This window comes from Rhodococcus sovatensis (assembly GCF_037327425.1).
Taxonomy (GTDB): domain Bacteria; phylum Actinomycetota; class Actinomycetes; order Mycobacteriales; family Mycobacteriaceae; genus Rhodococcoides; species Rhodococcoides sovatense.
The window spans coordinates 4,364,487-4,378,373 of the sequence record NZ_CP147846.1 but is presented as its reverse complement, the minus strand read 5'-3'; the positions used below and the strand labels follow the sequence as shown (position 1 = coordinate 4,378,373).

15 protein-coding genes are annotated in these 13,887 nt (G+C 64.2%); 4 read left to right on the top strand and 11 right to left on the bottom strand.

Annotated features, from left to right (window positions below; translation table 11 throughout):
• The first annotated feature begins 59 nt into the window (after window positions 1-59).
• Both WDS16_RS20450 and styD read left to right on the top strand, forming a co-directional pair.
• Window positions 60-1,172 (top strand): NDMA-dependent alcohol dehydrogenase, encoded by a 1,113-nt coding sequence (locus WDS16_RS20450; protein ID WP_338887233.1) that lies wholly within the window; start codon window positions 60-62, stop codon window positions 1,170-1,172.
• A gap of 14 nt (window positions 1,173-1,186) precedes the next feature.
• Window positions 1,187-2,668, top strand: a complete 1,482-nt coding sequence (styD, locus tag WDS16_RS20445) for a phenylacetaldehyde dehydrogenase StyD (RefSeq protein ID WP_338887232.1) — start codon at window positions 1,187-1,189, stop codon at window positions 2,666-2,668.
• Between the two features lie 22 nt (window positions 2,669-2,690).
• Here the strand turns inward: styD and WDS16_RS20440 are convergent, their stop codons facing one another.
• The 10 genes from WDS16_RS20440 to WDS16_RS20395 all read right to left on the bottom strand — a co-directional run bounded on the left by WDS16_RS20440 (window position 2,691) and on the right by WDS16_RS20395 (window position 11,271).
• Window positions 2,691-3,596, bottom strand: coding sequence for a helix-turn-helix domain-containing protein (locus WDS16_RS20440; protein WP_338887231.1), 906 nt, complete (start codon window positions 3,594-3,596; stop codon window positions 2,691-2,693).
• Window positions 3,597-3,607: 11 nt separating this feature from the next.
• On the bottom strand, window positions 3,608-4,915 hold the full coding sequence (paaK, locus tag WDS16_RS20435) for a phenylacetate--CoA ligase PaaK (RefSeq protein WP_338887229.1): 1,308 nt from the start codon (window positions 4,913-4,915) through the stop codon (window positions 3,608-3,610).
• Between the two features lie 18 nt (window positions 4,916-4,933).
• The gene (gene paaE, locus WDS16_RS20430) at window positions 4,934-6,028 is read right to left on the bottom strand and encodes a 1,2-phenylacetyl-CoA epoxidase subunit PaaE (protein ID WP_338887227.1); all 1,095 of its coding nucleotides are present in this window, start codon (window positions 6,026-6,028) and stop codon (window positions 4,934-4,936) included.
• Entirely contained in the window at window positions 6,028-6,489 is a 462-nt protein-coding gene (gene paaD, locus WDS16_RS20425) for a 1,2-phenylacetyl-CoA epoxidase subunit PaaD (RefSeq protein WP_338893551.1), read from the bottom strand. The genes paaE and paaD overlap by 1 nt, the downstream gene beginning before the upstream one ends.
• Window positions 6,490-6,530: 41 nt before the next feature.
• Window positions 6,531-7,448, bottom strand: a complete 918-nt coding sequence (gene paaC / locus WDS16_RS20420; RefSeq protein ID WP_338887225.1) for a 1,2-phenylacetyl-CoA epoxidase subunit PaaC — start codon at window positions 7,446-7,448, stop codon at window positions 6,531-6,533.
• Window positions 7,449-7,460: 12 nt separating this feature from the next.
• Window positions 7,461-7,823 carry a 1,2-phenylacetyl-CoA epoxidase subunit PaaB gene (paaB, locus tag WDS16_RS20415; protein WP_338887222.1) on the bottom strand — a complete coding sequence of 121 codons (363 nt, stop codon included), beginning with the start codon at window positions 7,821-7,823 and terminating at the stop codon, window positions 7,461-7,463.
• Window positions 7,820-8,758 carry a 1,2-phenylacetyl-CoA epoxidase subunit PaaA gene (gene paaA, locus WDS16_RS20410; RefSeq protein WP_338887220.1) on the bottom strand — a complete coding sequence of 313 codons (939 nt, stop codon included), beginning with the start codon at window positions 8,756-8,758 and terminating at the stop codon, window positions 7,820-7,822. Before paaA ends, paaB begins: the two co-directional genes overlap by 4 nt.
• A 187-nt stretch (window positions 8,759-8,945) precedes the next feature.
• The gene (locus WDS16_RS20405; RefSeq protein ID WP_338887218.1) at window positions 8,946-9,704 is read right to left on the bottom strand and encodes an enoyl-CoA hydratase-related protein; all 759 of its coding nucleotides are present in this window, start codon (window positions 9,702-9,704) and stop codon (window positions 8,946-8,948) included.
• On the bottom strand, window positions 9,701-10,552 hold the full coding sequence (locus tag WDS16_RS20400; RefSeq protein ID WP_338887217.1) for a 3-hydroxyacyl-CoA dehydrogenase family protein: 852 nt from the start codon (window positions 10,550-10,552) through the stop codon (window positions 9,701-9,703). Before WDS16_RS20400 ends, WDS16_RS20405 begins: the two co-directional genes overlap by 4 nt.
• The gene (locus WDS16_RS20395) at window positions 10,549-11,271 is read right to left on the bottom strand and encodes an enoyl-CoA hydratase/isomerase family protein (RefSeq protein ID WP_338887216.1); all 723 of its coding nucleotides are present in this window, start codon (window positions 11,269-11,271) and stop codon (window positions 10,549-10,551) included. The genes WDS16_RS20400 and WDS16_RS20395 overlap by 4 nt, the downstream gene beginning before the upstream one ends.
• Window positions 11,272-11,419: 148 nt before the next feature.
• Between WDS16_RS20395 and WDS16_RS20390 the strand changes: the two genes are divergently transcribed.
• Window positions 11,420-12,031: a TetR/AcrR family transcriptional regulator gene (locus WDS16_RS20390; protein WP_338887215.1), complete on the top strand. Its 612-nt coding sequence runs from the start codon at window positions 11,420-11,422 to the stop codon at window positions 12,029-12,031.
• Window positions 12,032-12,038: 7 nt separating this feature from the next.
• Here WDS16_RS20390 and WDS16_RS20385 read toward each other — a convergent pair whose 3' ends face one another.
• A complete protein-coding gene (locus WDS16_RS20385) occupies window positions 12,039-12,647 on the bottom strand; it encodes a GNAT family N-acetyltransferase (RefSeq protein ID WP_338887213.1) in 609 nt (202 codons plus the stop codon).
• A 53-nt stretch (window positions 12,648-12,700) separates the two neighbouring features.
• Here WDS16_RS20385 and WDS16_RS20380 point away from each other — a divergent pair, with 53 nt between their 5' ends.
• Window positions 12,701-13,816, top strand: a complete 1,116-nt coding sequence (locus WDS16_RS20380; RefSeq protein WP_338887211.1) for a GAF domain-containing protein — start codon at window positions 12,701-12,703, stop codon at window positions 13,814-13,816.
• Window positions 13,817-13,887: the final 71 nt, after the last annotated feature.

The following is a 13,887-nucleotide window of genomic DNA, read 5'->3' as shown; positions in this document are numbered from 1 at the left end:
CTTTCGAGGCCGCCCTAGGTCAAGCTATGACCTAGGACACACTCGAAAGAAGGTCAGATGTGACATTGCAAGCAGCAGTTCTCTGGGAAGCCGGCCGCCCTTGGGAAATCGAGGACCTCGTTCTCGACGCCCCGAAGTACGGCGAGGTGAAAGTCGAATTGGCGGCCTCAGGGCTGTGTCACTCGGACGAGCATGTGCGTGACGGCAGCGTGCCGGTCGGGCTGCTGCCGTTCATCGGGGGTCACGAGGGCGCTGGTGTCGTCACCGAGATCGGTCCCGGCGTCAACTCGGTCGCGGTCGGTGACCATGTGGCTCTTGGTTTCATTCCTGCGTGCGGACGCTGCCGTGCCTGCGCGAACGGCCAGTCCAGCATTTGTGATCTCGGCGCTCACCTGCTCGAGGGCTACCAGGTTTCCGACGGGACCGCACGTCACCACGTGCGTGGTCAGGACGCCGGAATCCAATGCCTCCTCGGTACGTTCGCGCCGCAGACCGTCGTCAACGAAGCCTCGTGCGTCAAGATCACCGACGACATTCCTCTCGATAAGGCCGCGCTCGTCGGCTGCGGCGTCACCACCGGATGGGGCTCCGCCGTGTACGCCGCGGGAGTTTCCGCAGGAGAAACCGTCGTGATCCTCGGCATGGGCGGCGTCGGATGCGGCGCTGTTCAGGGCGCGGCACTCGCCGGTGCCCGCCACGTCGTGGTGGTGGATCCGTCGCCGTTCAAACGTGAGCAGGCCAAGATCTTCGGCGCAACGCACACCGCTGCCTCGATCGACGAGGCGCTGCCGCTGGTGAACGACCTGACCTGGGGTGCGCTCGCCGACAAGGTGCTCATCACGATCGACGTGGCGAGCGGGGCCATCATCGCGCCGGCGATGAGTCTGGTCGCGAAGGGTGGGACGTGCGTGAACGTCTCCGTCGGCGACATCGCCGCAACCGATGTGTCGCTGTCTCTGTTCGACCTCACGGCTATGCGCAAGACCCTCAAGGGCGCCTGGTTCGGTAACGCCAACATCCGGTTCGACATCCCGCACCTGCTGCGTCTGTACATGGAGGGCCAGCTGAAGCTCGACGAGATGATCACGCGCACATACACCCTCGATCAGGTGAACGACGGCTACGAGGCGATGCGCAACGCCGAGAACGTCCGTGGCTTGATCCTGTACTAGAAAGGCCCGAGAACATGACTGCAGTACACGAGGCAACGACTTCGCTGCCCCAGAACACCGCGACGCAACTCTTCGTCGCCGGCCAGTGGCGCGGCGCCTCGGACGGCGGCACGTTCACCGATGTGAACCCTACGACCGGACGGCCGCTCGTCGACATCGCCTCGGCAACGGCCCTGGACGTCGATGCTGCGGTTCGCGCGGCACGCGCCCAGCTCGGCGGCGAATGGGGATCGACTCCGGGCGCCACCCGCGGAAAGCTGCTCAATCGAGTGGCCGATCTCATCGAACGCGACGGTGATCTGCTCGCCCGTCTGGAAGCCCACGATGTCGGCAAGCCGGTGGGCCAGCCCACGATGCTCGACATTCCGAATGCTGCAGCGACTTTCCGACACTTTGCGGGTTGGGCCGACAAGGTTCAGGGCGCGACCATCCCGACGGCCGGTTACTTCGGGCAGCCGACGCACTCGTACACCGTCCGCGAGCCTGTCGGTGTCATCGGCGCAATCATCCCGTGGAACACCCCTCTGATGATCGCGGCATGGAAGTTGGCTCCCGCATTGGCGGCGGGGAACACCCTGGTGGTGAAGCCGCCGGAGGACGCGCCGCTGTCGATTCTGCACCTCGCGCGCCTGATCGAGGAGGCAGGTGTTCCCGCAGGCGTCGTCAATGTCGTTCCGGGACTGGGTGAGATCACGGGCGATGCCCTCGTCGAACACCCGGATGTGGACAAGATCAGCTTCACCGGAAGTCCGCGCGTCGGTCGGCTGATCGCCAAGAAAGCAGCCGATACGTTCAAACGCACCACTCTCGAGCTCGGCGGCAAATCGCCGCAGATCATCCTCGAGGATGCCGAGCTGGAGGCGGCGATCAACGGCACCGCGATGGGGTTGTTCTTCAACCAGGGGCAGGTGTGCGCGGCGGGAACTCGCGTGCTGGTGCATCGCTCGCTGTACTCGCAGGTCGTCGACGGGTTGTCGGCGGCAGCATCTGCGCAGGTGCTCGGCGATCCGTTCGACCCGGCGACGACGATGGGTGCTCTGGTCAACGCCAAGCAGCGAGATTCGGTTCTCGGATACATACAGGCCGGACGCGACGGTGGCGCACGCGTCGCAGCCGGTGGTGGACGTCCCGATCGTGACGGTTTCTTCGTCGAGCCGACGATCTTCGCCGACGCACACAACGACATGAAGATCGCCCAGGAGGAGATTTTCGGTCCTGTCGGCACTGTCATCCCGTTCGATACTCCCGAAGAGGCGATCACCATCGCCAACGCGACGGACTACGGACTGGCAGCGAGCATCTGGACACGTGACGTCTCACGTGCACACCTGCTGGCGGCTCAGGTTCGCTCCGGGGCTGTGTGGGTCAATGGGTGGGCAGCCATCGATCCCGCACTCCCATGGGGCGGGATGAAGACCAGCGGCACCGGCCGCGAGCTCGGCTGGGCAGGCATCGAGGCCAACACCGAGGAGAAGGTCGTCACGATAGTGCTCTGAAGACTCTGGCCACCCGTGCACGCTAGGGTGCACGGGTGGCGCGATGGGCGCGGGGTGACATTCCGTAAGCATCTTTGAACAGCTTCGAGAAGCTCGACGAGTCGATCAAACCGTGTCGGGCACAGATCGTTCCGATGCTCTGCTGTTCCAATCGTGGATCCACGAGATCGCGATGGCACTTCTCGAGCCTTCGGGACCGGATCCAACCTGCGACGGTGCAACCGTCGGATTCGAAGAGCTTCTGCAGATAGCGCGTCGAGATATGCAAGTGCGCAGCCATCGTCGCCGTCGTCAGATTCGGTTCCCCTAGCCTGTTCTCGATGACCGATCTTGCTTCCATCAGCAGCGTCGCAGCGGGTCCCTGATGCGGCGCTGCGTCGTCGAGTGCTGCCCGCAGCAGATCGAGCACGGCATCCTCGATCTTCGGACTGGTCGGTAGCGTGTCGGAGACGAGTCCGCGTCGCAGCCCAGCCAGAAATGGCGAGACCAACGCCCCGACCCCTCGATCGCCGTGGATTCTTCGCGCCGACACGGTTGAGAGATCGCGAGATCCCATGCGCAACAGATCTCGCGGAAACATCAGAACGAACATCGAGAACGTCTCGCCGAAGTGGAGGTCGTACGGTTCGCTGGTGTCATAGACGGCGAAGTCGCCCGGTGCGAGAACTGCCTGCCGGTCACGTTGAGCGACGACGCCGTGCCCGGTCACCTGCAGGCCCACCTTGATCAGACCAGGATCGGCGCGCTTGATCGTCGCGCGCGTACGTCGAACGTCGACTTCGCACCCAGCTACCTCGCTCAGTTGCATCGCGCCGAGCGTCGACGAGCACAGCCCACCCTCGAACAACGACGAACCGGTGGAGACGACGTCGAGCGGCACGAACGCCGTCGAAACGGAATCCCGCCAACGCTCGAAGTCCTCTGCCACCTCAGGTCACCTCACGTAGACGGTCGGTTGTCGATCAGGCGTCGCGCCTTGCCGATGGAACGTTCGAGTGCGGCGGGCGCCACGACGTCGACTTGGACGCTGACCCCGATCCGGTCCTTGACCAGCTTCTTCAGTGTTGCTTCGGCAACCGGATGGACCTCTGGTGAGGCACCCGGACGAGCCTCGACGAGTACTGTCAACGAGTCCATTCGGCCCGCGCGGGTGAGCACGCACTGAAATTGAGGGGCCAGTGCGGGAACCGTCAGTATGAGCTCTTCGATCTGCGTGGGGAACAGATTCACCCCACGCAGGATGATCATGTCGTCGGTGCGGCCGGTGACCTTCTGCATGCGACGCATCGTGCGCGCGGTTCCTGGAAGCAAACGCGTCAGGTCGCGGGTCCGGTAGCGGATGATGGGCATCGCTTCCTTCGACAGAGAAGTGAAGACCAACTCACCCTCCTCACCGTCGGGAAGAACTTCTCCGGTCACCGGGTCGATGACCTCCGGGTAGAAATGATCCTCCCAGATGTGCAGTCCGTCCTTGGTTTCGACGCATTCCATTGCGACGCCGGGTCCCATGACCTCGGACAGGCCGTAGATGTCGACGGCGTCCATGTCGAGGGTCTTCTCGATCTCCTTGCGCATCTCCTCGGTCCAGGGCTCGGCACCGAATACTCCGGTCCGCAGTGACGTCTTCGACGGGTCGATGCCCTTCTTGATCATCGCGTCGACGATCGTGAGCATGTACGACGGTGTGACCATGATGGCGTCGGGCTCGAAGTCCTCGATGAGCTGTATCTGGCGATCGGTCATGCCGCCGGACATCGGGATGACGGTGCAGCCCAATCGTTCTGCGCCGTAGTGCGCACCGAGACCACCGGTGAACAAACCGTATCCGTAGGCGACATGCACTTTGTCGGACGGCTTGACGCCACCCGCACGGAGGCTGCGTGCGATGAGATCGGCCCAGTTGCTGATGTCGTTCGCGGTGTAGCCGACGACGGTCGGCCTTCCCGTTGTACCCGAGGACGCATGGATACGCGAGACCTTGTCCTGCGGCACCGCGAACATCCCGAACGGGTAGTTCTCGCGTAGATCCTTCTTCGTGGTGAACGGGAACTTGGCCAGATCCGCGAGATCTTTCAGGTCGGTCGGGTGAACTCCCGCGTCGTCGAACGCTTTTCGGTAGTGCGGCACGTTGTCGTACGCGTGCTTCAGTGACCACTGGAGGCGTTCGAGCTGAAGTGCCGAAATGCGATCTCGCGACGCGAATTCGATGTCGGGTGTGTCGGTGGGGGCGGACAGCACACTGGTCATGGTTGCTCTCTTACGGTCTCAGGCGTCGAAGTCGACGGTGACGGTGTCGCTGAGTGGGAATGTCTGACAGGTGAGGACGAAGCCGGCAGCGACCTCGTTGTCCTCGAGCGCGTAGTTGCGACGCATGTCCACATCGCCGCACGTCACCTTCGCGCGACAGGTGCCGCAGACACCGCCCTTGCACGCGAACGGGAGGTCGGAGCGCAGCATCTCGGCGGAGTCGAGAATCGACTCGTCCTGCGGGAGTGTGCCTGTGACGCTTCGCCCGTCGAGGACGATGGTGACCTCGCTGCTCGGGCCGATGACGCCTGGTTCGCGGTGCTTCTCCTGCGGAGGCGGTATGTCGTCCACGTAGAACAATTCGTGGTGGATGCAGCTCTTGTCGACGCCGAGGTCGCCGAGTACCTGTTGCGCGTCGGTGACCATCCCAAATGGTCCGCACAGCCAGAAGTGGTCGATGTCGGGCGTCGGGACCACGGTGTCGAGGATGTCGCGTAGCCGCGCTGCATCGAGCCTACCGCTGAACAATTCGACCTCGCGAGGCTCACGAGAGAGGACGTGGATGACGTCGAACCTGCTGCCGTACTGGTCTTTCAGGTCTGCGATCTCCTCGGCGAACATCACCGTGCGTGTGCGGCGGTTGCCGTACAGCAGAACGACTTCTGCGTCGGGGTTCGCCAGAACGGACGCAGCGATGGAGAGCATCGGGGTGATGCCGGAACCTGCAGCGATGAGAACGTGCCTGCCGGCCACTGCCGGATCTGCGTGAAAGGTGCCGCTCGGACCCTGGACGTCGATGCGATCGCCGGCTCTGACGTCGTGGACGAGCCAGGAGGAGAAGAGTCCGTCGCTGACTTCACGCACACCGACCCGTGGGCGGGTACCTGCTGGTGCGCAGATGGAGTACGAACGCCGATGTTCGACGCCATCGACCGTGCGGCTGAGCATCAGGGATTGACCCGGGCGGAAATCGAATTCGTGAGTCAGGTGCTCCGGAACGTCGAACGTGACGGCGACGGCGTCGTCGCACAGCGATTCGACGTCGGCGACGGTCAGCGTATGGAACGCCTTCTTTCGGTTCGAGGTGGCGACAGCGTCGGCTGTGACAGTCATCAGATCTCCTTCACATGGTCGAAGGGCTCGAGGCAGCTGCCGCATCGGTATTGGGCTTTGCACAGAGTGGCACCGAATTCCGAGGTCAAGTGTGTTTTCGTCGAACCGCACTGTGGGCACGCGATGTGCCGGGGTTTGACCGTCAGGGTCAACGGGACCGGACCGCTCGTGCGGGTGGGGGCAGGGCCGGGTGTCGAGTAACCGGATTCACGGAGTTTGCGCAGACCCTCCGCGGAAATCCAGTCGGTGCTCCAGGCGGGGGTCAAGCTGGTGACGATTTCGACATCCGAGTAGCCGTTGTCGTGCAGCGTGTGTTCGATGTCGTCACGCATCGTCGCCATCGCCGGGCATCCCGAGTAGGTGGGAGTGATGGTGACGAGAATGCTGCCGTCTGCGCGCTCTTCGACGTCACGCAGGACGCCGAGGTCGTCGAGCGTGAGCAACGGCATCTCGGGATCCATGACCGTGGCAGCGATCTCGCGCGCGGTCCTTTCGAGTGTGGTCACCAGACTCCCTCCGGATGCGCTCGCGCCACGACCTGCATTTCCGCGATCAGCGGCCCGAACGCTTCGGTGTGGATTCCGCGCCGACCGCCGCGGCCGCCGATCGTCCCGACGGCCTTGCCGTCCGGCGCTTCCAATTCTGCCGCGTGCAGAACCTGAGCGAGCACGGAATCGAACTCTTCACGCACATCGCGGGGGTCGACGGCAACGCCCGCCTGCGCGAGCGCGATCTCCTCGTCGGTGGGGACGAACAGCTCGGACACGTACGGCCAGACCCGCGCGATGGCGTCGTGAACCCGTCGTCTCGATTCGTCGGTTCCGCAGCCCAGCGTCACGACCCAGCGAGCCGCGTAGTCGCGGTGGTACGTCAGTTCTTTGACGCCCTTGTCCGCGACGGCGGCGAGGACCGGATCACGTGAGACGCGGAGCCTGGTGAACACGGCCAAGCGCCACGTCGAGAACACCAACAGGCGAACCTGCGACTTTGCGAAGTCGCCGTTGTCGAGTTCGGTGAGACGTACGTTGCGGAAGTCTGCTTCGTCGCGGAAGAACGCAAGTGCGTCCTCCGGCGGTGCGGGGGAGGTCTCGGAGACGTACGGGACCACTGTGCAGTCTGCGGCCGCAGCGCGCGCCAGAAGCAACCGGGCCTGCCCGAGTAGGTCGAGTCCGACGTTCGCCAGCGCGACTTCCTCTTCGAGTTCCGGTGCGCGGGTGCTCCACTGGGCAAGGCGCTGTGAGCTGATCAGCGCATCGTCGCCGAGCATGAGGCAGTACGCAGCCAGGGCCTCGAGGTCGACGTCGTCGGGGACGGTGGTGTCGACGCCGGCAAGTGGGTCGTCGAAGCTCGTCCCGAATGCCCACTGCCCGTGTGTATCTTCGTTGACGAGGCCGTCGTAGGCGTTGTCGTGATCAGTCATGGGTATCAGGCCTTACATGTGGGGAACGTTGTCGGGGATCTCGTAGAACGTCGGGTGTCGGTACACCTTGTCTCCGCTCGGGGCGAAGAACGGGTCCTTCTCCGAGGGCGAGGAGGCGACGATCGAGTTGGACTTCACTACCCAGATGCTGACGCCCTCGTTGCGGCGGGTGTAGACGTCGCGTGCGTGACGCAACGCCATCTTGTCGTCGGCAGCGTGCAGGGATCCGACGTGCACGTGATTCAGTCCGCGCTTGCCGCGCAGGAAGACCTCGTACAGGGGCCAATCAGCCTTTACTGCAAACTTTGTCGGCTCGACGGGCACGTTCTCGGTCGGAACGGCACCGTGGCCGCCCTCGGCAGTGAACTGACTCATGACGCATTCCTTTCGGCAAAAGCGGTCGCGGCCTCGCGCACCCACGTGCCGTCTTCGTGCGCTGCCCGGCGATTGGCAAGACGTTCGACGTTGGATGCGCCGTTACCCTTGATCACCTGCATGAACTCGGACCAGTCGGGTTCGCCGAAGTCGTAGGATTTGCGCTCGTCGTTCCACTTCAGGTCCGGATCGGGGAAGGTGACCCCGAGTGCTTCGGCCTGCGGGATGGACATGTCGACGAAGCGTTGGCGAAGCTCGTCGTTGGTGTGGCGCTTGATGCCCCACTTCATGGACTGCTCGGTGTTGGGGGACTCGTCGTCGGGAGGGCCGAACATCATCAGTGCAGGCCACCACCAGCGGTTCACCGATTCCTGCACCATCGCGCGCTGCTCGTCGGTGCCGCGCATCATCGTCGCGAGCAGCTCGTACCCCTGGCGTTGGTGGAAGGACTCCTCCTTGCAGACGCGGATCATCGCGCGTGCGTAGGGTCCGAAGCTGCTGCGGCACAGGGGCACCTGATTGCAGATCGCGGCGCCGTCGACGAGCCAACCGATGGTGCCGACGTCCGCATAGGTCAGGGTCGGGTAGTTGAAGATCGAGGAGTACTTCTGCTTGCCCTCGATGAGCTTGTCCGTCAAGTCCGCACGATCCGCTCCCAGGGTCTCGGCGGCGGAGTACAGGTACAGGCCGTGGCCCGCTTCGTCCTGGACCTTGGCCATCAGAATTGCCTTGCGGCGCAGCGACGGCGCGCGAGTGAGCCAGTTGCCCTCTGGCTGCATGCCGATGATCTCGGAGTGCGCGTGCTGGGCGATCTGACGGATGAGCGACTTGCGATAGCCGTCCGGCATCCAGTCCCGCGGCTCGACTCGTTGCTCGGAGGCGATGGTCGCGTCGAAAGTTTCCTGTAGTGGTTCCAGGGCATTTGACGTGGTCATAGATCCTACTTTCATTACCGAATGATCGGTTGGTAACAAGTATGCACGGAAGTGACTCGGGGCACAAGGTGGGGGCTCCGCCCCCAGTGGCGCGGTTAAGTGCACAGGGGCGCGCATAACCGTGCCACTGAGGGCGGAGCCCTCGCGTGAGACTGAGGGCGGAGCCCTCGCGCACTACGAGGGCGGCCTAGCGTCCCGAGAACACCGGCTTTTCCTTCGCCAGGAACGCATCGACGGCAGCTTTGTGATCGGCTGTCTGCCCGAGGTGCTTCTGTGCCGCAGATTCCCGATCCAGCGCGTCGAACAGGCCCGACGCCGAGGCGCGGACCAGGGACTTGACCTGGCGATACGCCTCGGTAGGCCCGGCTGCCAGCTTCCTGGCGAGCGTCTCGGCGACGCCGAGGACCTCGTCGTCGGGCACGACGCGATGGACCAGGCCCCATTCCAGCGCCTGCTCGGCGGTCACCTTGTCGCCGAGCAGCATGAGCCCGACGGCTCGGCTGCTGCCCAGCGCCTCGACCAGCGCGTAGCTTAGGCCCGAGTCACTGGCCAACCCGATGCCGGTGAATGCCGTCGCGAACGACGACTTGGTCCCCGCGACGCGAATGTCCGCGGCCAGTGCGATCCCGAGGCCCGCGCCGACGCAGGCTCCCGGCACGGCAACGACGACCGGTACCGAGAGTTCCCGTAGCGAACGGATCAGCGGGTTGTAGTGCACTGCCACGGTGTCCATCGCGGTGGCAGGATCCGCCTCGAGCGCACCGACGTGCTCGCCGAGATCCTGTCCGACGCAGAAGTTCTTGCCCTCGGCTGTGATGAGAACGGCTCGGACCCCCACCGCCCCGTCGATGGCTTCCTGGAAGGCGACCTTGGTCGCGATGTCCAACGCGGAGCGCTGCAGGGTGATGATCGCCAGTCCGTCGGTGATGTTCAGTCGTACTGTCATGCGTTCGTCCAATCGTAGAATCCCTTGCCCGACTTTCGTCCGATCTCACCGCGCGCGACCTTGTCGCGGAGGAGCTGCGGTGGAGCGAATCGATCACCGAGCGTGGAGGCGAGGTGTTCGGCGATGGCCAGGCGTACGTCGAGTCCGACCAGGTCGGTCGACCGGAGTGGACCCATCGGATGCTTGTAGCCGAGTTCCATTGCTCGGTCGATGGATTCGGCGTCGGCGACGCCCTCCTCCAGCATGCGTATTGCTTCCAGTCCGAGACAGACGCCGAGCCGACTCGTCGCGAAGCCGGGGGAGTCGTTGACGAGGACTTCGGTCTTGCCCATCAATGAGACCCAATCCCGAACCTGCTCGACGACGGCCGGCGAGGTCGCAGGTGCTCGCACGATCTCCACCAGTGTCGACACCGGAACGGGATTGAAGAAATGCATCCCGATGAAGCGTGACGGATCCTGCAGTGCCGCTCCGAGTTCGGCGATGGAGATGGAGCTCGTGTTCGAAGCGATCACGGTTTCGGGGCCGACGACCTTCTCGACGAGAGCAAGGACCTCGACCTTGAGCGAGGGAACTTCCGGAACCGCTTCTACGACGAGGGCGAGATCGGCTGGGAGGTCTGTCGGCCCGGCGACGGTGGATACTCGGGCAAGGATCACCGCAGGATCCTCGCTGAGCTTGCCGCGTTCGTGCGCACGGTCGAGTCCCGTCGCAACCCGGCCGAGTGCAGCTTTCTGATCGGCGGCCTCGGCGATGACGACGGTCGAGCCGAGGGCTGCGAACACCTGGGCGATACCGGCACCCATTCGGCCGCCACCGACCACTGCCACCGTGGAAGGAACTGTCATTTCGTCTTCTCCAAGAATGCCGTCATGCGGCGTTGTTTGTCCTCGGTCTCGAACAGCACGGCTTGGGCGATGTCGTCGGCCCACGGATGTGAACCCGGTGCGTCGAGAATGGTCTTGGTCAGCTTCAACGCCAGCGGAGACTGCCTCACGATGCGGTCCGCCAGTGCGTGCGCCGAGTTCAGCGGGTCGTCGACGACCTCCATGGCCAGGCCAGACCGGAGCGCGGCATCGGCGTCGAGCATGCGGCCGCCGAGTAGAACCTGCTTGGCGACGGACACGCCGACGAGTGTCGGGAGTCGGTAGCTCGCGCCCGCCGCTGCCATGATCCCGAGCCCTGGCTCGGGATTGCCGAAAATGGCTGTCGGCGAGACGATTCTGATATCGCACGCGTAGGACAGTTCAGCTCCGCCGCCGAGTGCGTATCCCCGGATCGCTGCGATCGTCGGCAGGGGGAGGGAGGCGACTCGGTCGAACAGGTTGCGGTTGATGCCGCGCAGAGCGTCGTCTCGCGTCCGTGCCCGCAGCTCGTTGATATCGGCACCGCCCGCGAAGTGCTCACCCTTCCCGCTGATCACGAGAACGCGAGGATTCTGCTCGACGAGTCCGCACACCTCGTGTAGTTCGCCGATCATCTCCGCGTCGATGGCATTGCGCTGTTTCTCTCGCGCGAGGGTGACGACCACACGATCGGGGAGCTCCTGAACGACGAGCGTGTTCACGGCGCCTCGTCTGTCACCGGTACTACTCCGCGCACTGTTCGCTCCTTCGTCGGGTCACCCTTCATTAATAACCGAACATTCGGTCGTTGCGCAAGGGTTGGCAGTGTCGGTGCTGTGAAATCGTCCGACGCCTGCCAAGATGATGCTCATGACAACGGCACGCGCCCCGCGCAGAACCGGGCTCCCAGGGCGTCCGGGGTACGACCTGGATTCGTTGCTCGCCGTCGCGGTGAAGGTCTTCAACGACAAGGGGTACGACGGCACGTCGATGGAGGTTCTCGCCGGCCGTCTCGGCATCACGAAGTCGTCGATCTATCACCACGTATCGGGGAAGTCCGAGCTTCTCGAACTCGCGCTCTCGCGTGCATTGAACGCGCTGTTCGCCGTCACCACCGAGGAACGGGCTACCGAGGGACGCTACATCGACCGTCTCGAGTACCTGGTCAGAAGAAGCGTCGAGATCCTGGTCGGCGAGCTGCCCTACGTCACGCTGCTGCTCCGTGTACGGGGAAACACCGAGGTCGAGCGGCGTGCGCTGGCCAGAAGACGGGAGTTCGACGCCTTCGTGTCCGGGCTCGTCGTCGCCGCAGCCGACGAGGGTGACTTGCGCGCCGACATCGATCCGGCGCTGGTCTCGAGGCTGTTGTTCGGCACCGTCAACTCACTCATCGAGTGGTACAAGCCGCGAACGGGCGGGTCGGTGGAGGCACTGGCCGACGCCGTCGTTGCCCTGACGTTCGACGGTCTGCGCAAGGCCTGAGCCGACATCACCGAGCCGCGCAGGAGCGCCACATCGACGTCATCTCGGACCCGGACGCGAGAGCGAACGTCTCCGTGACCACGAAGTCGAACTGCTCGTAGAACGCGATGTTGTCCGGGGAGGTGCAGACGAGGTACGCGTCGACTCCGTCGCGGTCGCATCTGGCGAGTTGGTCCGTCATCAAGGCTGCTGCGAATCCATGCCCCCGCTGAGCCGTCGAACTGCCGAGGTTGGCCAGATACCAGTGCGGACGCGTCGGATGATGAGCATCGAGTGTCGATCTCACGCCGAGTGCGGCGCTGGTCCGTCCGCGAAGTATCGGGAGCAGTGACGGTAGTGCCCTCAGAGTTCGGGCGATCGACTGCTTCGAGCCGGGCGGGTCCCACACCGCTGCCGCTGCGATGTCGCCGGCGTCGGTCACGGCGTATCGAACACCGCCCCCGGCCACGTGAAAATGCCGTAACGACGCGTCGAAGTATCCGCTCAGCGCGGCGTGCCGTCGACCGCGATCGGGCCAGATGGTCGCCATCAGTGGATCCTCGCTGAATGCGTCCGCCAGCACCGAGGCGCAGAGCCTGCTGTCGGAGGCGTTCGCGGACAAGATTCTGCTGGTCACTTCCCCCTCCATCGCGTCATTCCGAACGGTCCGATCCAGTTATGGTGGATCGGGTGAATTCAAGACCAGTACGGGTGCAGGCGCAAGACGACCCCGTACCGCGGTGGATGCTGGTGGAAACCGTGCATCGAGGCCGTGCGTCGCTCGTCTCGCTCGGCGGTCGATCGAGAGACATGTCTTCGCTGCCTCGGGCGATCAAAGCAGTGGTGGGTGGCAGATCCTCGACGCGAGTTTGGGCCGAAGTCGTGCGATCCCTCGAACACGTGCGAGCCAGCGCTCAGAGTCTGGACACGACGGTTCCGACTGGCACGCGACGAACTCGTATCCTTCTTCATCCCGTCGTCGGCCGGGGCGCCCAAGTCCACGGGGTGCATCTGTGGGTCGGCGACTCGGAGTTCGACCCTCCCGGTTACCCGATGTACGACGCCCTTGCGGTGACCTTCGAGGCAGAACGTCGTTCGTTCGTCGCCGATCCGGAACTTCTGCAGCGCGTGGTGGGCGACGCGAGTATCGGCGGGCGCTCCAATTTCACTTCGCCCGAAGTGTTCCGCTACGTCGACGTGGACGACGCCATGGGTGCCATCGGTGCTCTGCTTTCGCCTGCACCCGAGGCCGGGCTCACGTGGAGCGGCCTGGCCACTGCCCCATTCCTCGCGAGGGGTCCGCGGCTGCATCTTGTGTTCACCGCCACCGGAGAGCAGTCGAGCTGGCTCGGGTTGGTGCACGCAGTCGAATCGGACTCCGTGGCCACCCCTCGGTTGGAATCGGCAGCCTTCACCGCGCTCGGCGAGGTGTCGCCGCAGGTAGCGCTGGTATTGATGGATATCACGCACAACCGACTCATCAGGTGGCTCACCGATCCGGTGCCCTCGATTCAGTGGAAGGGCATCGTCGACGACCGGGACACTCCGCACCCTGATGACGTGAAGCGGATCTTCGCGGCAGCATCGGGATTGTTCGCGGGGACGCACACGAGCGGCTCGGTCGACGGCATCCGGCTCCGGCGAATCGGTGGCGGATGGACGGTCGTCGACGCTCGTGGCGCGCTGCTGCCGAGGGAGAAGGGCGGGCCCGGGCTCATGCTGGTTCAGCTGGTGGTCGTCGGAACCAGCGATGATCCGGACCCCGTGCCTGTCGGGGACAGTGGTCACCCGAGTTTGTTGGACTGAATCCCTTCTTGACAATGCACCCCGGTCGGGGCGATGGTAATTACCGACCGAACGTACGGTGAGATGGAGAT